Genomic DNA, 18,658 nt, shown 5'->3' on the forward strand with positions numbered 1-18,658 from the left:
CTTCAGGGTTGGCGGCCGACGGGGTACGTAAACGCGTCCGCGCCGGTGACTTCCCGCAGGGGTGTACTGGCGGGCGCCGGGGCGGGGCCGCCGCCGCCCGAGGCGCTGCGGTAGACGGCGCTGAAGGCGAGCGCGACCATGCCGAGGCCCATCACGAAGGCGAGCACCCAGGCGACGGGCCGCAGCCAGGGTGAGCGGCCCCGGTAGGGGCGCATGCTGCCGCCGTAGGCCCCGTACGGGCCGTCGGCGTAGCCGTGGCCGCGGGCGTACTCCCGGCCCTGGTCGTCGAGGTTGTACCCGTACCCGTCGTAGTCCTCGTCGGTCGTCCAGCCGCCGGCGACGGCGGCGCGGGCGGCTTCGGCCTCCGCACGTGCCCGGTCGGCCGCCCGCTGGCGCTCGGCGGCGCTCGGTTCATGAATCTCGGCATTCCGGACGAAGGCCTCATCGAACACCACGGGGGCGAAGTCGTGCTCCGCGCCTCCGCGGTCGTCGTCGGGCTCCCCGTCGTCCGGGAACGGCTTGCCCCCCACGTCGTCCGGCACAAGACCAGCGTAGACCTGGGGGGCTGCTTTGGGCAGGGTGTGAGCCGAAATCCGGCCACACGGTGTCCAGGCTCCGGTTACCGGATGTGACCGTCGCCGGTGACGATGTACTTGGTGGAGGTCAGCTCGGGAAGGCCCATGGGGCCCCGGGCGTGCAGCTTCTGCGTCGAAATCCCGATCTCCGCACCGAAGCCGAACTGGCCACCGTCCGTGAACCGGGTGGAGGCATTCACGGCAACCGTGGTCGAGTCGACCAGCTGGGTGAAGCGGCGGGCGGCGGCCTGCGAGGTGGTGACGATCGCCTCGGTGTGGCCGGAGGTCCAGCGGCGGATGTGGCTGACGGCGTCGTCGAGGGAGTCCACGACGGCCGCGGCGATGTCGTAGGAGAGGTACTCGGCGGCCCAGTCCTCGTCCGTGGCGGGCACGGCGGTGGCCTTGGTGCCTTCGGCGGCGGCCAGTACGAGAGCGTCGCCGTGGACGGTCACACCGGCGTCGGCGAGGGCCGCCAGGGCGCGCGGCAGGAAGGCGTCGGCGATGTCTCGGTGGACGAGGAGGGTCTCGGCGGCGTTGCAGACGGAGGGCCGCTGCGCCTTGGAGTTGACGAGGATGTCCACGGCCATGTCCAGGTCGGCCTGGGCGTCGACGTAGACGTGGCAGTTGCCGGTACCGGTCTCGATGACCGGGACGATGGACTCCTCGACCACGGTCTTGATGAGGGCGGCGCCACCGCGCGGGATGAGCACGTCGACGAGGCCCCGCGCGCGCATCAGCTCGCGGACGGAGTCGCGGGACTCGCCGGGGACGAGCTGGATGGCGTCGGCGGGCAGGCCGGCACTCTCGACGGCGTCACGCAGGATGGCGACCAGCGCGGTGTTCGAGGAGTAGGCGGAGGAACTGCCGCGCAGCAGGACCGCGTTGCCGGACTTGAGGCAGAGCGCGGCGGCGTCGACGGTGACGTTGGGACGGGCCTCGTAGATGATGCCCACGACGCCGAGCGGGACGCGGATCTGACGCAGGTCGATGCCGTTGGGGAGGGTGCTGCCGCGGACCACCTCACCCACGGGGTCGGGGAGGGCGGCGACGTCCCGTACGTCGGAGGCGATGGCCGCGACCCGCTCCGGGGTCAGGGTGAGGCGGTCGATGACGGTCTCGCTGGTGCCGGCGGCGCGGGCCTTGTCCGTGTCCACGGCGTTGGCCGCGATGATCTCGGCCGTACGGGACTCCAGCGCGTCGGCGATCGCCAGCAGGGCCGTGTCCTTCGCGGACCGCGGGAGTGGGGCGATGGCGGCGGCGGCCGTGCGGGCGGCTCGCGCCGTGGCGAGGACGGGGGAAACGGCGGTGGCGTCGTCGAGCGAGGTCATGCGGCCAGGGTAATCCCCGGCCGCGCCCTCGCCGACGGGGTTCCACCCCGCGAGACGGCCTGGGGAGGCCGCCGGTGGGCGGGGGCGTTCCCGGCCCGCGCCGGGGAGCGGGCTCCGCACCGCGCGCTACCCGGGGCTGCGTCCCGGACTCCGCGCCTCCCTCACCGGCGGGCCGGCCGCGAGCGGAAGGATTCAGTACGGGTGGACGCCCACCGGGTGGGCCGGGGGTGGGCCGTAGCCCTCCGCCACGCGCTGGTGGTAGGTGGCGCGGTCGATGACCTCCAGGCCGACGATCTCCCACGGCGGGAGCTGCGCCGAGGAACGGTGTTCGCCCCACAGGCGCAGGGCGACGGCCGCGGCGTCGTGGAGGTCCCTGGCCTCTTCCCAGTAGCGGATCTCCGCGTGGTCGTCGGCGTACCGGCTGGTCAGGAGGAAGGGATGGTCGTGGGCCAGTTGCTCCAGCCCGCGGCGGACCTCCGACAACGGCGCTGGCTTGCCGGAGACGCTCAGGGTCACGTGCCAGAGTCGGGAGGCGTCCCGGTCCTCTCCGTGCCCGTGGCCGTGCTCGTGACCGTGCTCGTGACGGTGCGCGGTCCCGTTCCCGCTGCCGTGCACGGTCCGGCTGTCGCCGCCGTCACCGTCCCCCGTACCGACGCTGGTCAGCGCTCGTCTCACCAGCCGCCTCCTGTCTCGCTGCGCGTGCCCGCCCCTCACAGTTGACCAGTCCCCGGCCCACTGCGCGGTGGTTTTACCGAACCTCAGCCCTCCAGCAGGACCAGATCGTCCCGGTGGACGACCTCCCGCTCGTACGCGGGTCCGAGTTCCCGCGCGAGCTCGCGAGTGGAGCGGCCGAGGAGCTGCGGAAGCTCCTTGGCGTCGAAGTTGACCAGGCCCCGGGCGATCGCGCGGCCGGAGGTGTCGCGCAGCTCCACCGGGTCGCCCGCCGTGAACTCGCCCTCGACCGCGGCGATGCCCGCCGGGAGCAGCGAGCTGCCCCGCTCGGTGATCGCGCGCACCGCGCCGTCGTCCAGCACCAGGTGTCCCTGCGGGGTCGACGCGTGCTGGAGCCAGAGCAGCCGGTCCCCGGAGCGGCGGCCCGTCGCGTGGAAGTGCGTGCCCGTGGGGCGGCCGGCCAGCGCGTCGGCGGCCTGGCTCGCCGAGGTGAGCACCACCGGGATGCCGGCCGCGGCCGCGATCCGCGCCGCCTCGACCTTGGTGACCATGCCGCCGGTGCCCACGCCCGCCTTGCCGGCGCTGCCGATGGAGACGTGCGCGATGTCCTCGGGGCCGCGGACCTCGTCGATGCGGGTGGTGCCGGGCAGGGACGGGTCGCCGTCGTAGAGGCCGTCCACATCGGACAGCAGCACCAGCAGATCGGCCCGGACCAGGTGGGCGACGAGGGCGGCCAGGCGGTCGTTGTCGCCGAAGCGGATCTCGTCGGTGGCGACGGTGTCGTTCTCGTTGACGACGGGCAGGGCGCCCATCAGCAGCAGTTGGTCCAGGGTCCGGTAGGCGTTGCGGTAGTGCGCCCGCCGGCTGGTGTCGTCGGTGGTGAGCAGCACCTGGCCCACGCGTACGCCGTACCGGGCGAAGGAGGCGGTGTAGCGGGCGACGAGCAGTCCCTGGCCGACGCTGGCGGCGGCCTGCTGGCGGGCCAGGTCCTTGGGGCGCCGGCGCAGGCCGAGGGGGGAGAGCCCGGCGGCGATGGCTCCGCTGGAGACGAGGACGATGTCCTTCTCCCCGCCGCTGCGGGCCTTGGCCAGTACGTCGACCAGAGCGTCCACCCGGTCGGCGTCGAGCCCGCCGGCCGCGGTGGTCAAGGAGGAGGAGCCGACCTTGACCACGATCCTGCGGGCGTCCACGACACCTTGCCTAGCCGCTGACACGTCTGTCCCCTTGCCCCTTGCCGGAATTGCCGCAATGCCTGCCACCTCAATCTACGGGGTCGCCCGCGACAGCCGCTCGGGGGTTTCAGGGCGTGGGACTCACCCGGTGGAGGAGGTGCGCGCCGGCTCCGCTGCCGCGGCGCGGGCGACGCCGGGTACGAGGATCTTGCGGGACAGCAGGAAGGTGAACGGGATGGCCACGACGGCCGCGACCAGCGGGGCGATCCGGGTGTCCATCCCGGCCCAGGTCACCAGGGCGTAGAGGCCGGCCGACTGGATCACGTAGTTCGTGACGTTCGTCAGCGGGAAGAGCAGGAACTTCTTCCACGTCGGCCGGGTCCGGTAGGTGAAGTAGGTGTTCATGAAGAAGGAGCCGACCATCGCCAGTACGAAGGCGAGCGTGTAGGCGGCGAAGTAGGGCATCCACGGGTGCAGCAGCAGGTAGATCGCGAAGAAGGTGCCTGTGTTGACTCCGCCGACGAGGGCGAAGCGGAAGATCTGGCCGAGCTGCTCTCTCCTGCTCATCGCGCGGTTCGCCCCGAGCTGCGCTCCGGGCCCCGGTCGGGGCCCCGACCGGAGCCACGCTCGGGGCTGCGCTCGGCGCCGCGCTCCGGGTTGCGCTCCAGGCTGCGCTCCGTGATCGTCGCCTCCGCCGTCCGCGGCAGCGGGCCCGAGCCGTGGGCTTCCTTCACCAGGAAGTGCGGCCGGCGCTTGGTCTCGTAGTAGGTCCGGCCGATGTACTCCCCGATGAGACCCAGCATGATCATCTGAACGCCGCCGATGCCCGCGATCATCGCCACGAGGGTGACGTAACCCGGCGAGTCGACGCCGTGGGTCATCGCCATGATCGTGATCCACAGCGCGTACAGGCCGGTCAGGGCGACGAGGGACACGCCGAGCCAGATCCCGATGCGCAGCGGCCGGTTGTTGAAGGAGATCAGGCCGTCCATGCCGTAGTTGAGCAAAGAGCCGAACTTCCACTTCGTCTCGCCCGCCTCGCGCTGGGCGTTCCGGTAGTCGAAGTGGACGGTGTCGAAGCCGATCCAGGAGAAGAGGCCCTTGGAGAAGCGGTTGTACTCAGGCAGCGACAGCAGGGCGTCCACGGCCGGGCGCGAGAGCATGCGGAAGTCGCCGACGCCGTCGGCGAGTTCCACGTCGACCCACCGGTTGACGCCACGGTAGTAGAGGCGGCTGAGCGCCGAGCGGAGCTTCTTGTCGCCCTCGCGCGTGCGCCGGGCGATGATCTGGTCGTGGCCCTGCCGGTAGTGGTCGAGCATGGTGGCGATGAGCTCCGGCGGGTGCTGAAGGTCCGCGTCCATGATCACGACCGCGTCGCCGGTGGCCTCGCGCAGGCCGGCGAGCATGCCGGCCTCCTTGCCGAAATTGCGGCTGAAGGAGACGTACCGGGTCTGCCGGCCGTACTCGGAGGCGATCTTGCGAAGTCTTTCGAGGGTGCCGTCGCGGCTGCCGTCGTCGACGTAGCAGACCTCGTACTCGACGGGGAGGGCGTCCAGAGCCCTGCGGATCTCCACGTCGAAACTATCGATGACGGCCTCTTCGTTGTAGCAAGGAACAACTACGGACAGCTTCGTCATAAACACTTCCTGCTGGGTCCGAACGGGTGATTGTCGGCGACCGGACCCGCCCCTCACCTCTTCCTTAGAAGTATGCAGACCGAGAGTCGGCCTGCCTGAGGTGCGCGCGGCACACGGTAGCTTTGACGGGATAAGCGGAATGAAGAAACGAAGGGATCGAGGTGCACGTGCCCGACGTCTCCGTGGTCGTCATCGTCTACAACGACGCAGAGCGTCTGTCGACAGCAGTCCAGTCGGTTTTGGACCAGACCCTGCACGGGGTCGAAGTCGTGATCGTCGACGACTGCAGCAAGGACCGGTCCTACGCTGTCGCCAAGGAACTGGAAGCAGCGCATCCGGGGAGAGTGCGCGCCTTCCAGCTGCCGGAGAACAGTGGCGGCTGCGGCGCGCCGCGCAACCACGGCATCCAGCAGGCCACCGGCACCTACGTCATGTTCCTGGACAGCGACGACGTGCTGGAACGCAACGCCTGCCGGAACATGCTGGCCGCCGCCGAGCGGACCGGCTCCGACCTGGTCTCGGGCATGTGCGTACGCGTGCACCTCGACAACCGGTGGGGCAAGACCACCGAGTGGTACCCGTGGATCTACTCCCGCACGCGCACGCTGGAGTCGATCACCGAGTTCCCCGACCTGCTGGTCTACGACACCCTCTCCACGAACAAGTGCTACCGGCGCGCGTTCCTGCTTGAGCAGGGCCTGGAGTTCCCGGTCGGCATCCACTACGAGGACCTGCTGTTCTCCGCGCAGGCGTACGTGGCCGCCCGCCGCATCACGCTGATCCCGAACCACGTCTACTTCTGGAACGTGGTCGAGAAGGCCGCGGCGAAGTCGATCAGCAACCGGCGCCACGAGATCGCGAACTTCGTCCACCGGATGGAGATCCACCGCCGCGTCGACCAGCTGCTGGCCTCCAAGGGCCACACGGACATCAAGTCCGCGAAGGACGCCAAGTTCCTCAAGCACGATCTGGTGCTGCACCTTCGTGACCTGCCCCTTCTGGGCGACGCGTACCGCCAGCAGTTCGCCCGTCTCGCCAACGGCTACCTCGCCGGAATCGATCCGGCCGCCTACGAGAACGTGACGTACCTCCAGGCGATCTGCGCCTACCTGCTGGGCAAGGAGGACTGGGAGAACCTCCTCCCGGCCGCCGACGCCATGACGAACAAGGGCCGGCTCTCCTCCCCCCTCGCGGAGCGCGACGGCCGCGTCTACTGGTGCGCCGCGCACATCGACGACGCCGCCGATGCCCACGGCGCCGAGGCCCGCCGGATACTGGACGTCACCGAGCAGGGGTTCCACACCGCCCCGCTCTCCTCCCTCCAGCTGGGCAACCGCCTCACCTCCTACGCCGACGACGGGCGCGGCACCGTCACGATGTCGGGCGCCGTCGTGAACCCGCTGGGCCGGATCCGGCCGGAGGCGGAGCTGAAGGCCTCGCTCGAATTCCGGGCCCGCCGGCAGATCGGTGTGCGTTCCTTCAGCTTCCCGGTGGCAAGCGTGCGCCACGCCGGTGACACGATCGAGTGGTCTGCCACGGCCGACATCGCAGGCACCGTCCGTCCCCTCGGCATCATCGACGCCGTCTGGGACGTCCGGCTGAAGCTGACGGCCGGCGACGACCGGATCACCACCCGCGTCTCGGTCGGCGGGGTCGACCTGGAGTCGGCGGCCCGCCTGCGCGTACGGCCGCGGCTGACCCGGCTGGTCTCCGACCGCTTCCAGCCGGAGGTGACCAAGAAGGGCAACCTCTCCTACGTCCTGACCGCCGAGGGCGCGGCCGCCGTACGCACCCGGACGCTGCTCGACAACGCCATACAGGGCAAGACCGCCGGCGTCGTCAAGCGGGGCCTGCGCAAGGCTCTGCGGGCCCGCCGCAACATGGGGTCCGGCGAACAGAAGGTGAAGCTCTACCACGAGGTCTTCTCGAAGCTGCCGATCAAGAAGGGCACGGTCGTCTTCGAGAGCCACATGGGCAAGCAGTACAGCGACAGCCCCAAGGCGATCTACGAGGAGATGGTCCGCCAGGGCGCGCCCTTCGAGGCGATCTGGTCGTACGCGGGCGGCAAGCCCACCGGCTTCCCCAAGGAGGCCACGCTGGTGCGCCGCTGGAGCTGGCCGTACCTGCGGGCGCTGGCCCAGGCCGAGTACTGGGTCGACAACCAGGGCTTCCCGCTGGCGCTCGCCAAGCGCCCGGGGACCACGTACATCCAGACCTGGCACGGCTCCGCGCTCAAGCGGATGGGCTTCCACGAGCCCCGCACCAAGGCGCAGGGCCGCGCGGCCCAGGACCGCTTCCAGGCGGCCGTCGACCGCTTCGACCACTTCCTGATCCGCTCCGAGCACGACACCCGCACCCTCGCCAAGAGCTTCCGGCTGCGAGACGAGGTGCTGCTGCGCACGGGCTACCCGCGCAACGACGCCCTGGTCGATGCGCAGCAGGCGGAGGCGCAGAGCGGTGAGCGGGTCCGCGGCCCCCTCGCGACCGAGCTGGGCATCGACCCGGACAAGAAGGTGCTGCTGTACGCGCCGACCTTCCGAGCGGGTGCGGACGGCACCGTGGAAGGCTTCGCATTCCCCTTCGACATCGAGGAGTTCGCGGACCGGCTCGGCGACCGCTTCACGCTGCTGGTACGGACCCACTACCTCAACAGCGTCTCGCTCCCGCCGTCGGTCGCGGGCCGGGTCATCGACGTGTCCCGGCACCACGACATCACGCCGCTGCTGGCCCTCGCCGACGGACTGATCACCGACTATTCGTCCGTCATGTTCGACTACGCGGTCCTGGACCGGCCGATGGTGTTCTTCGCGTACGACTACGAGAAGTACGCGACCGACATCCGCGGTACGTACTTCGACCTGAAGGAGAAGGCTCCGGGCCCGGTGGTGGCCACGGCGGACGAACTCCTGCAGGCCCTCGCCGCCTTCGAGGAGGCGGACGCCAAGTACGCGGAGGCGCGGCAGCGCTTCCTCACCGAGTTCGGCGAGTACGACCGCGGGGACGCCGCCCGCCAGATCGTCGACAAGTTCTTCACCAGGAGCGGCAAGTGAGCCAGCAGACCGCCACCCCGGGCGGCCGTGACATCTTCATCGTCTCCAACAACGTCGACGAGCTCGGCGGCGTGACGACCTGGTCGCACCAGATGGCCCGGCTGTTCACCGACCGCGGCCACAAGGTGCACATCGTGGGCATCGCCCCGGTCGCGGAGGAGATCCGGCAGAAGCTGCCGCAGGACCTGCCGTACGAGATGACCACCCTGTACGAGGCCCACCCGCCGGCGGCGCGCCGGCTGCGCGGGATCAAGGGACGGCTGAACGCCCCCGAACGGCGCCGCCAGGCGGCCCGGCGGGCGAAGATGCGGGCCAAGGCGGAGAAGCTGAACGAGCTGCTGCGCGCGGCCCGACCCGGCGGCGTGGTCATCGTCACCCAGGTCTGGGCGATGGAGTGGGTGGCGCTCGCCGACACCAAGGGGCTCAGCCTCATCGGCATGAGCCACGAGTCCTTCGAGGCCAGCCAGAAGTCCACCCGCGGAGAGCGCGTCAGGCGCTTCTACCAGGACGTCGACCGGATGCTGGTGCTCACCGCCGAGGACGCGGACCTCTGGATCCGGGCGGGCATGCAGAACGTCGCCAGCATGCCCAACCCGCTTCCCTTCATGCCGGAGTTCCCCGCTCCGCGCACGGAGAAGGTCGTGGCGAGCGTCGGCCGCCTCGCCTTCGAGAAGGGCGTGGACCTGCTGCTCGACGCATGGGCGGACGTCGCCCCGCACCACCCCGAGTGGGTCCTGCGGATCTACGGGGCGGGCGTGGAGGAGCCGGCGCTGCGCGCACACTGCACCGCGCTGGGGCTGGACGACTCCGTGGAGTGGATGGGCAGCACCGATGACGTGCTGGGCGCGCTGCGCGGAGCCTCGGTCTTCGCCCAGGCCTCCCGGGCCGAGGGTTTCCCGATCACGCTGCTGGAGGCCATGGCGGCGGGCGTGCCCGCGGCCGCGTTCGACTGCGCGCCAGGCGTGCGGGAGATCGTCGAGCACGGCGAAGACGGGCTGCTGGCCAGGCTCGGCAACACCATGGAGCTGGCCGGGCACCTGAACGCGCTGATGTCGGACCGTGAGCTGCGCGACCGGCTCGGGGACAAGGCCTTCCGCGAGGTGAAGCGATACTCCAGCGCCGAGATCACCGACCGGTGGGAAGAGCTGTTCGCCTTCCTGACCCGCTGACCACTCTCGTCCGCGTACGAAGCCGCCCGCCCCGGACACCTCCGGGGCGGGCGGCTTCGTACGTACGCGGTCCGCGCGGTCAGCGCGAGCGGCGCGGTCAGCTCTTGCGGTTGGCTTCCCAGCCCGCCCAGGCGGAGATCACCATCTCGCGGACGTCGTGCCGGGCCTTCCAGCCCAGCTCGCTCGCGATCCGGTCGGCCGAGGCCACGACCTTCGCCGGGTCGCCGGGGCGCCGCGGGGTGACCTCGGGGGCGTAGGTGTGCCCGGTGTTCTCGTTCAGGAGCTCGACCATCTCGCGCACGGAGACGCCCTCACCGCGGCCGATGTTGACGGTGAGGTCCTTGTACTCCCGCGCCCCGGCCCACTCGGCGAGCTTGCGGGCCGCCACGACATGGGCGTCCGCGAGGTCCTCGACGTGGATGTAGTCGCGGATGCAGGTGCCGTCCGGGGTGGGGTAGTCATCGCCGAAGATCCGGGCGCCCTGGCCGGCGTCGTAGCGCTCGAAGACCATCGGCACCAGGTTGTAGACGGCGGTGTCGGCGAGCTCGGGGGTCGCGGCGCCCGCCACGTTGAAGTAGCGCAGGCAGGCGGTCGAGATCCCGTGCGCCTTGCCGGCGGCGCGGACCAGCCACTCGCCGGCCAGCTTGGTCTCGCCGTACGGGCTCAGCGGCGCGCAGGGGGTGTCCTCGGTGACCAGGTCCACATCGGGCATGCCGTAGACGGAAGCGGAGGAGGAGAAGAGGAAGTTGCGCACGCCCGCGGCGGCCACGGCCTGGAGCAGCACCGTGAGGCCCTGCACGTTCTCGTGGTAGTAGTACAGCGGCTTGTCCACGGACTCGCCGACCTGCTTCTTGCCCGCGAGGTGCACCACGCCGGTGATCTTGTGCTGGGCGATGGTCTCGTCCAGGACCAGCCGGTCCAGGACGGAGCCGACCACCAGCGGTACGCCCTCCGGGACACGGTCGGCGTTGCCCGTGGACAGGTCGTCGATGACGACGACCTTCTCACCCGCGAGCAGCATCGCGCGGACGACGTGTGCGCCGATGTAGCCGGCGCCACCGGTGATCAAAAACGTCATGCGTATCTCCCGAGTTCTGTCCGAGTCATCTGTGTCAGCTGGGTCATGCGTGTGCGTGTCATCTGAGTCAGCTGAGTCATCTGTCGATGGGGTCATCAGCCCCGCCTGCGGCCCGCCCGGGCCCGGTAGAGGCGGTTGCGTACGAGGTACAGGGCGCCCTCGGCTCCCGGAGCCAGGCGCAGGGCCAGCGAATCGGCGGCCGTGCAGTAGGGCTGCGACAGCAGAACACCGTACCTGCCGCTCGGCAGGGCGCGGCGGCGGAGCAGATCCCCGAGGGGGCGCAGGGAGGTGAGCACGGAGCTCCCGTCCGCGCACCGCACGCTCACCCGGACATCCCACGCCTGCATCCTGCGCAGCCCCCGGCGGCGCCCGTCGGCGGCCAGGTCACCGAGTCGGAACGGCAGTTCCGCGCTCCAGCCGCCGTCCGCGCGGGGCAGCAGCTCCACCGGCCGGGCCAGGACGGGTTCGCCGCCCGCGCGGGGAAGGAAGCGCAGCTGAACGGTCCGCGGCCCGACCTCGGCGAGGCGCCCGTACAGGTCGTGCAGGTGGATCCGCAGTGCGCTGCTTCCCGCCGGTTCGGCATCGACGGTGACGGGCAGTTCGGCTGTCGCCAGGTCCGCCAGACCGTCGAGTTCGACCGGGAGCGCCTCGCTCCACACCGGTACCCCGTCGGCGGTGGCCGCGTACGGCGGAAGCAGGCGCGGTGGTTCGGCGGCGAAGCGGGTGAACCGCCGGATGTCGGCGGGCGGGGTCGCGGTGGCGCGCAGCACCCGTACGATCCAGCGGGCCCGCGCCCCGGCGGCCTCGATGTCGGCCTCCGCGAAGGTGTCGAGGTACTCGCGGGTGAGGCCCCACCAGGCGGCCTGGTATTGCGGGTCCTGGCCCAGTTCGCGCAGGTACATCCGCAGGTCGTACTCGAGGAACTTGACCTGGCAGGCCCGGCCCAGCTCCGGGGAGGACGCGGTAAGGATCCGGGCGGCCGTGCGGTGGGCCTCGATACGGGCGCGCCAGTTGCCCACGTCCTTGCGGTCCAGGGAGATCGACACCTGGGCGGCGCCGCGGCGCACGTGCCAGACGTACACGAGGTCACCGATGACCGCGATGCGCGGGGCGGCGGCCAGTACGCGGGCGGTGAAGACGAAGTCCTCGTAGATGAACCGGCCGTCGGGAAAGCGGATGCGGTGCTCGTCCAGGAAGGAACGCTCGTACAGCTTGTTGACGCACAGCGTGTCCCGGACCAGCTCGGGCCGGTCCGCGGGCCGCTCGATCACCTCACCGGGCGTGTGGAGCCCGGGCATCCACGGCACGTCGTGGCCCTGCGGCAGCTCACGCCGTACGCACGCGCCGACGGTGACGGGCGCGCGGTGCTCCTCGGCGGCGCGCACCAGGGCGTCGGCCGCCCCCGGCGGCAGGACGTCGTCGCTGTCGAGGAAGAGCAGGTACGGGGCGGTCGCGACCGCGATCCCGTCGTTGCGCGGGGTACCGCATCCCCCGCTGTTCTCCGTCCGGTGCACCACCTTCAGGCGGGGATGGGCGGCGGCCAGCTCGTCCAGCACCCGCGCGGTGCCGTCGGACGAGGCATCGTTCACGGCGATGACCTCGCCGACCACCGGGCCCTGGGCGAGAGCCGAAAGGACGGCCTCGCCCACGAGCCCGGCGTCGTTGTACGCGATCACCACGACGGACACGGTGGGTGGATTGCTGCTGCTCACTCGGTGGATCCTAAGCGACCTGCGTAAAGGTGACTTCAAGGCCGCCCGGGACTAGAACGGGCGGAACTCGTCGTATTCCTTCTGCGCGTCGTCCCCGCGATGGGCGTCCTTCTCCTTGCGGCGCTGCGTGGCCGGGCGCGGAGCCTCCAGACGGTGGTCCTCACCGCGGCGGCCCAGCATCTCGGCGCCGGCCATCATGGTCGGCTCCCAGTCGAAGACGACCGCGTTCTCGTCGGAACCGATGGCGACGCCGTCACCCGCACGGGCACCGGCCTTGCGCAGCGCCTCCTCGACACCGAGGCGGTTGAGGCGGTCCGCGAGGTAGCCGACGGCCTCATCGATGTTGAAGTCGGTCTGGCGGACCCAGCGCTCCGGCTTTTCACCGCGCACCCGGTAGACCTCCTCGGCCTCGTCGTAGGCGATGGTGAAACCGCTGTCGTCCACGGCCTTCGGGCGGATGACGATACGGGTCGCCTCCTCCTTCGGCTTGCGGGCGCGGGCCTTGGCGATGACCTCGGCCAGGAAGAAGGAGAGCTCCTTCAGGCCGGTACGGGCGACCGCGGAGACCTCGAAGACCTTGTAGCCGCGCGCCTCCAGGTCGGGGCGGACCATGTCGGCGAGCTCCTGGCCGTCCGGGATGTCGACCTTGTTGAGGACGACGAGGCGCGGACGCTTCTCCAGACCGCCGCCGTAGATCTTGAGCTCCTCCTCGATGACGTCGAGGTCGGCCACCGGGTCACGGTCGGACTCCAGGGTGGCGGTGTCCAGGACGTGCACGATCACCGAGCAGCGCTCGACGTGGCGCAGGAACTCCAGACCGAGGCCCTTGCCCTGGCTGGCGCCCGGGATCAGGCCCGGTACGTCGGCGATCGTGTAGACCGTCGAACCGGCCGTGACGACGCCCAGGTTCGGGACGAGGGTGGTGAAGGGGTAGTCGGCGATCTTCGGCTTGGCGGCGGAGAGCACCGAGATCAGCGAGGACTTGCCGGCGCTCGGGAAACCGACCAGCGCGACGTCGGCGACGGTCTTGAGCTCCAGGACGATGTCGCCGGTGGTGCCGGGGACACCCAGGAGCGCGAAGCCGGGCGCCTTGCGGCGGGCCGAGGCCAGCGCGGCGTTGCCGAGGCCGCCGCGGCCGCCCTCGGCGGCGACGTAGGTGGTGCCCTGGCCGACGAGGTCGGCGAGGACGTTGCCCTCCTTGTCGAGGACGACGGTGCCGTCCGGGACCGGCAGGATCAGGTCCTGGCCGTCCTTGCCGGAGCGGTTGCCGCCCTCGCCGGGCTTGCCGTTGGTGGCCTTGCGGTGCGGGCTGTGGTGGTAGTCCAGCAGGGTGGTGATCGCCTGCTCCACCACCAGGATCACGTCGCCGCCACGGCCGCCGTTGCCGCCGTCGGGGCCGCCGAGCGGCTTGAACTTCTCCCGGTGAACGGAGGCGCAGCCGTGGCCCCCGTTACCCGCGGCGACGTGCAGCTCGACGCGGTCCACGAAGGTGGTCATGGTTGTTCCTCCAGATACATACGGGAATGTCCCGGGCAGGCCTTGCTGCCGTTAAACGTGTGTACGTGTAAACGCGCCGAGGGCGGACCTCTCTTCCCGACTTGCGCCGGAAAGAGATGAGATCCGCCCTCGAAAGCTACGAACGCCTCAGATCAAGAAGATCAGGCGGCCGGAACGATGTTCACGACCTTGCGCCCACGGTGCGTGCCGAACTCGACAGCACCGGCCTGCAGCGCGAACAGCGTGTCGTCGCCGCCACGGCCGACACCCGCACCGGGGTGGAAGTGCGTGCCGCGCTGGCGGACGAGGATCTCACCAGCGGAGACGACCTGACCGCCGAAGCGCTTCACGCCGAGCCGCTGGGCATTGGAGTCGCGCCCGTTCCGGGTGGACGATGCGCCCTTCTTGTGTGCCATGTCTCAGTCCCTCTTACTTCGCAGCCGTGGGGATACCGGTGACCTTGATCGCCGTGTACTGCTGGCGGTGACCCTGGCGACGGCGGTAGCCGGTCTTGTTCTTGTAGCGCAGGATGTCGATCTTGGCGCCCTTGTGGTGATCCACGATCTCGGCCTGGACCTTGATCCCGGCCAGCACCCACGGGTCGCTGGTCACGGCGTCGCCGTCGACAACGAGCAGGGTCGAGAGCTCGACCGTGTCGCCAACCTTGGCAGTGGAAATCTTGTCAACCTCAACGATGTCACCAACAGCAACCTTGTGCTGGCGACCACCGCTGCGCACGATGGCGTACACGCGGATCTCTCTCTCACTCGGGACGGATGCTCCTGAAGCCAGCCGCTCAGGCGGGCCTGGGGCCCACACTGATCCGGAATTGGACGAGCGGCCTCTCCCGGCGAAGCGGGAGGGAGGTGCTCAGGAGCGCGGCGCGCGCTAGGCGTATCGCCTAAGACATGCCGACGGTCTAGGTTACGGGCCCGGTTCCGGAGGGTCAAACCGGGCCCCCTCGTGACCGTGGGCCCGCCTCTCGGCGGTGCCCACGGTCACGAGGGGAGGCGGATCAGGCTTCGGTCGGAGCCGAGACGGACGGGAGCGTCTGCTGCTCCGCCGCCGCGGTCTTCTTCGTCGCCCGCTTCGCCACGGTCTTCTTGGTGGTCGTGGCCGCCTTCTTGGCCACGGTCTTCTTGGCGGCCGCCGCCTTCTTGGCCGGGGCCTTCTTCGCCGCGGTCGCCTTCTTGGCCGGAGCCTTCTTGGCGGCCTTCTTGGCCGTGGGAGCCTCCTCGGCCGGGGCGGCTTCCTCGGCCGGGGCCGCGGGCTCCGCGACCGCCGTCTCGACGACCGGGGTCTCCACGACGAGTACCGCGGCCTCCGCCGCTCCTGCCGGGGAACCGGCGGGTGCGGTGGCCTTACGGGTGGCACGCCGGCGCGGACGGGCCGGCGCGGCCTGCGCCACGGGGGCCTCCGCGACCGGGGCGACGGGCTCGGGCTCGACGACCGGCTCGGGCGCGGGCTCGGGCTCGACGACCGGCTCCGGTACGGCGACCGGCTCCGGGGCCACCTCGGCCGCGGAGGCCGGGGCGCCCGCCGGCGCGGTGGCCTTACGGGTCGCCCGGCGGCGGGTACGGCCCTTCGGCGCGGCCTCCTCCACCACTGCGGCCTCGACCGTCTCCGCGGCCTCCACAGCCTCGGCGACGACCTCGGCGGCCGGCTCCAGGACCGTCTCGGCCGGCTCGGTGACCGGCTCGTCGACGACCACCGGGGTCACCTCGGCCGGAGCCTGGGCCACGGGGGCCGTCGCTCCGCGCGGGGCGCCCGCCGGAGCGGTCGCCTTGCGGGTGGCGCGGCGGCGGTTGCGACGGCCGCTCAGGCCTGCCGCCGCCTCGGCCTCGGCCGGGCTGCTGTACAGCTCCTCGTCCACGACGAACTCCGGCTCGGGCAGCGCCCGCGGCGCGGCGGCCTCGGCGGCCACCTCCGCCTCGGTTTCAAAGCCCTCCGTGTCGACCGTCTCGATCTCGTGGTCGTGCTGGTCGAAGTCACCCCGGCCACCGCGGCGCTTCGCGCGCTTGCCGTTGCCGCCGCCACCGATCACGGTCGGCGTCTCCATGTGCACGATGACACCGCGGCCGTTGCAGTGGACGCAGGTCTCGGAGAAGGACTCCAGCAGACCCTGGCCCACCCGCTTGCGGGTCATCTGGACCAGGCCCAGCGAGGTGACCTCGGCCACCTGGTGCTTCGTACGGTCGCGGCCCAGGCACTCCAGCATGCGCCGCAGGACGAGGTCGCGGTTGGACTCCAGGACCATGTCGATGAAGTCGATGACGACGATGCCGCCGAGGTCGCGCAGCCGCAGCTGACGGACGATCTCCTCGGCCGCCTCCAGGTTGTTCCTGGTGACGGTCTCTTCGAGGTTGCCGCCCTGACCGGTGAACTTGCCGGTGTTGACGTCGATGACGATCATCGCCTCGGTCTTGTCGATCACAAGCGAGCCGCCCGAGGGCAGCCACACCTTGCGGTCGAGCGCCTTGGCGAGCTGCTCGTCGATCCGGTACGTCGCGAAGACGTCGACCTCGGAGGTCCAGCGCGACAGCCGGTCGGCGAGGTCCGGGGCCACGTGCGAGACGTAGCCGTGGATGGTCTCCCACGCCTGGTCGCCGCTGACGATGACCTTCGAGAAGTCCTCGTCGAAGATGTCGCGCACGACGCGGACGGTCATGTCCGGCTCGCCGTACAGCAGGCTCGGCGAAGAGGTCGAGATCTGCTTCGCCTTCTTCTGGATGTCCTCCCACTGCGCCTGCAGACGCTCGACGTCGCGGCGCAGCTCGTCCTCGCTCGCACCCTCGGCGGCGGTGCGCACGATGACGCCCGCGTCCTCGGGGACGATCTTCTTGAGGATCGTCTTCAGACGCGCGCGCTCGGTGTCGGGCAGCTTGCGGCTGATTCCCGTCATCGAGCCCTCGGGCACGTAGACCAGGTAGCGGCCGGGCAGCGAGACCTGGCTGGTCAGGCGGGCGCCCTTGTGGCCGATCGGGTCCTTGGTGACCTGCACGAGGACCGACTGGCCGGACTTCAGGGCGGACTCGATGCGGCGCGGCCCGTTGGCCATGCCGAGCGCCTCGAAGTTGACCTCACCGGCGTACAGGACGGCGTTGCGCCCCTTGCCGATGTCGATGAAGGCGGCCTCCATCGACGGCAGCACGTTCTGGACCTTGCCCAGGTAGACGTTGCCGACGTACGAGGTGGCTTCCTCCTTGTTGACGTAGTGCTCGACGAGCACGTCGTCCTCAAGGACGCCGATCTGGGTGCGCTCGCCGGCCTGGCGGACGACCATCACGCGCTCGACGGCCTCACGGCGGGCCAGGAACTCGGCCTCCGTGATGATCGGCACGCGGCGGCGGCCCTGCTCGCGACCCTCGCGGCGGCGCTGCTTCTTCGCCTCCAGACGGGTCGAGCCCTTGATGGACTGCACCTCGTCGGAGGAGATGGACTCGAGGCGCTCGCGCGCCGGGCGCGGCTCGCGGACCTTGACGACGGTGCGTACGCCGTCCTCCTCGCCCGCTTCGACGGCTTCCGCGCCGGTGTCACCGCTGCGACGACGACGGCGACGGCGACGACGGCTGGAGCTGGAACCGAGGGCGCCGCCCTCTTCGGCTTCTTCGTCCTCGTCCTCTTCGGCCTCCTGCTCGGCGGCCGCGGCCTCGGTGTCCTCCTCGGAGGACTCGTCGAGGTCGGCGGCCTCGCCCCGGCGGCGGCGACGGCCACCGCGACGGCGGCGGCGGGAGGGGCGCTCGTCCGACTCGTCGCCCTCTTCGAATTCGGCGCCCTCTTCGAATGTGGCGGCCTCGTCGAGCTCGGCGGCCTCGGCCTCCGGCTCCTCCTCGGCGAGCACCTCGGGCAGGGAGACCGGGGCGGACTCGGCGACCGGCGCGTGCTCCGCGGCGCCACGGCGGCGACGGCGGCGGCCCGACGGCTGCGGGGCGGGGGCCTGCACGGCCTCGGCCTCGACCGTCTCCTCCTCCTCGACCTCTTCGGCCGGGGCGGCGGCGGCAGCGGCCGCGGCGGCCATGGCGGCGGTCTCGGGGGTCTGGAACATCGGCTCGGCGAAGACCGGGGCCTGGAAGACGGCCACGGCGGGACGCCCGGCGCGGCGGCCACGACCCGGGGCGGCGGGCGCCTCGGCCTCGGCGGCGGGCTGGGCGGGGGCGGACGGGGCGCCGGAGCGCGTGGCGCGACGGCGGCCGCCGCGCTTCGGGGAGTCCACGGCGTCGGCGACGGTGATCGGGCGCGAGGCGGCCTTGGGGGCCTCCTCCACGGCCGGAGCCGGAGCGGTCTCGGCGGCCGGAGCGGCCGGGGCGGCGACGGCGCGGGTGGCACGACGACGGGCACGCGGAGCCGCGGCGGCCGGGGCCTCCTCCTCGACCGCAGGCGCGGCCTCGGCGACCGGAGCCTCAGCGGCCTCGGCAGCCGGAGCCTCAGGAGCCGTCACAGCGCGGGTCGCACGACGACGGGCACGCGGAGCGGAAACGGCCGGGGCCTCCTCCTCGACCGCAGGCGCGGCCTCGGCGACCGGAGCCACAGCGGCCTCGGCAGCCGGAGCCTCAGGAGCCGTCACAGCGCGGGTCGCACGACGACGGGCACGCGGAGCCGGAGCGGCGGGAGCCTCTTCCTCGACCACGGGCGCGGCCTCGGCGACCGGAGCCACAGCGGCCTCGGCAGCCAGAGCCTCAGGAGCCGTCACAGCGCGGGTCGCACGACGACGGGCACGCGGAGCCGGAGCGGCGGGAGCCTCTTCCTCGACCACGGGCGCGGCCTCGGC

Annotated in this window: 14 protein-coding genes; 2 read left to right on the forward strand and 12 right to left on the reverse strand. The window is 71.3% G+C overall.

Translation table 11 applies throughout. The features are described 5' to 3' along the window. Nucleotides 1-2: 2 nt before the first annotated feature. From ABZX75_RS01925 to ABZX75_RS01950, 6 genes are all read right to left on the reverse strand, one after another. On the reverse strand, nucleotides 3-542 hold the full coding sequence (locus tag ABZX75_RS01925) for a hypothetical protein (protein ID WP_355406738.1): 540 nt from the start codon (nucleotides 540-542) through the stop codon (nucleotides 3-5). A gap of 77 nt (nucleotides 543-619) precedes the next feature. Further along, nucleotides 620-1,903, reverse strand: coding sequence for a glutamate-5-semialdehyde dehydrogenase (locus tag ABZX75_RS01930; protein WP_355406740.1), 1,284 nt, complete (start codon nucleotides 1,901-1,903; stop codon nucleotides 620-622). Between the two features lie 192 nt (nucleotides 1,904-2,095). Next, entirely contained in the window at nucleotides 2,096-2,578 is a 483-nt protein-coding gene (locus tag ABZX75_RS01935) for a hypothetical protein (protein WP_355406742.1), read from the reverse strand. Nucleotides 2,579-2,661: 83 nt separating this feature from the next. Continuing rightward, nucleotides 2,662-3,789, reverse strand: a complete 1,128-nt coding sequence (proB, locus tag ABZX75_RS01940) for a glutamate 5-kinase (protein ID WP_355406744.1) — start codon at nucleotides 3,787-3,789, stop codon at nucleotides 2,662-2,664. A 99-nt stretch (nucleotides 3,790-3,888) separates the two neighbouring features. Then, nucleotides 3,889-4,314, reverse strand: coding sequence for a GtrA family protein (locus tag ABZX75_RS01945; RefSeq protein ID WP_355406746.1), 426 nt, complete (start codon nucleotides 4,312-4,314; stop codon nucleotides 3,889-3,891). Continuing rightward, on the reverse strand, nucleotides 4,311-5,384 hold the full coding sequence (locus ABZX75_RS01950) for a glycosyltransferase family 2 protein (protein WP_355406748.1): 1,074 nt from the start codon (nucleotides 5,382-5,384) through the stop codon (nucleotides 4,311-4,313). The genes ABZX75_RS01945 and ABZX75_RS01950 overlap by 4 nt, the downstream gene beginning before the upstream one ends. 161 nt (nucleotides 5,385-5,545) lie before the next feature. Between ABZX75_RS01950 and ABZX75_RS01955 the strand changes: the two genes are divergently transcribed. Further along, nucleotides 5,546-8,434 carry a bifunctional glycosyltransferase family 2 protein/CDP-glycerol:glycerophosphate glycerophosphotransferase gene (locus tag ABZX75_RS01955; protein ID WP_355406750.1) on the forward strand — a complete coding sequence of 963 codons (2,889 nt, stop codon included), beginning with the start codon at nucleotides 5,546-5,548 and terminating at the stop codon, nucleotides 8,432-8,434. After that, entirely contained in the window at nucleotides 8,431-9,603 is a 1,173-nt protein-coding gene (locus ABZX75_RS01960; RefSeq protein WP_355406752.1) for a glycosyltransferase, read from the forward strand. The genes ABZX75_RS01955 and ABZX75_RS01960 overlap by 4 nt, the downstream gene beginning before the upstream one ends. Nucleotides 9,604-9,700: 97 nt before the next feature. Here ABZX75_RS01960 and galE read toward each other — a convergent pair whose 3' ends face one another. The 6 genes from galE to ABZX75_RS01990 all read right to left on the reverse strand — a co-directional run bounded on the left by galE (nucleotide 9,701) and on the right by ABZX75_RS01990 (nucleotide 18,643). Continuing rightward, nucleotides 9,701-10,681 (reverse strand): UDP-glucose 4-epimerase GalE, encoded by a 981-nt coding sequence (galE, locus tag ABZX75_RS01965; RefSeq protein WP_355406754.1) that lies wholly within the window; start codon nucleotides 10,679-10,681, stop codon nucleotides 9,701-9,703. Between the two features lie 95 nt (nucleotides 10,682-10,776). Continuing rightward, nucleotides 10,777-12,393 (reverse strand): glycosyltransferase family 2 protein, encoded by a 1,617-nt coding sequence (locus ABZX75_RS01970; protein WP_355406756.1) that lies wholly within the window; start codon nucleotides 12,391-12,393, stop codon nucleotides 10,777-10,779. Nucleotides 12,394-12,444: 51 nt separating this feature from the next. Next, nucleotides 12,445-13,890 carry a GTPase ObgE gene (gene obgE, locus ABZX75_RS01975; protein ID WP_355406758.1) on the reverse strand — a complete coding sequence of 482 codons (1,446 nt, stop codon included), beginning with the start codon at nucleotides 13,888-13,890 and terminating at the stop codon, nucleotides 12,445-12,447. Between the two features lie 161 nt (nucleotides 13,891-14,051). Beyond that, the gene (rpmA, locus tag ABZX75_RS01980) at nucleotides 14,052-14,306 is read right to left on the reverse strand and encodes a 50S ribosomal protein L27 (RefSeq protein WP_069920265.1); all 255 of its coding nucleotides are present in this window, start codon (nucleotides 14,304-14,306) and stop codon (nucleotides 14,052-14,054) included. A 13-nt stretch (nucleotides 14,307-14,319) separates the two neighbouring features. Next, nucleotides 14,320-14,640 (reverse strand): 50S ribosomal protein L21, encoded by a 321-nt coding sequence (gene rplU / locus ABZX75_RS01985; RefSeq protein ID WP_030159347.1) that lies wholly within the window; start codon nucleotides 14,638-14,640, stop codon nucleotides 14,320-14,322. A 265-nt stretch (nucleotides 14,641-14,905) separates the two neighbouring features. After that, nucleotides 14,906-18,643, reverse strand: coding sequence for an Rne/Rng family ribonuclease (locus ABZX75_RS01990; RefSeq protein ID WP_355407021.1), 3,738 nt, complete (start codon nucleotides 18,641-18,643; stop codon nucleotides 14,906-14,908). Nucleotides 18,644-18,658 lie beyond the last annotated feature (15 nt).

Origin of the sequence: Streptomyces sp. NPDC003038 (genome assembly GCF_040611115.1) — a bacterium.
Classification (GTDB): Bacteria; Actinomycetota; Actinomycetes; order Streptomycetales; family Streptomycetaceae; genus Streptomyces.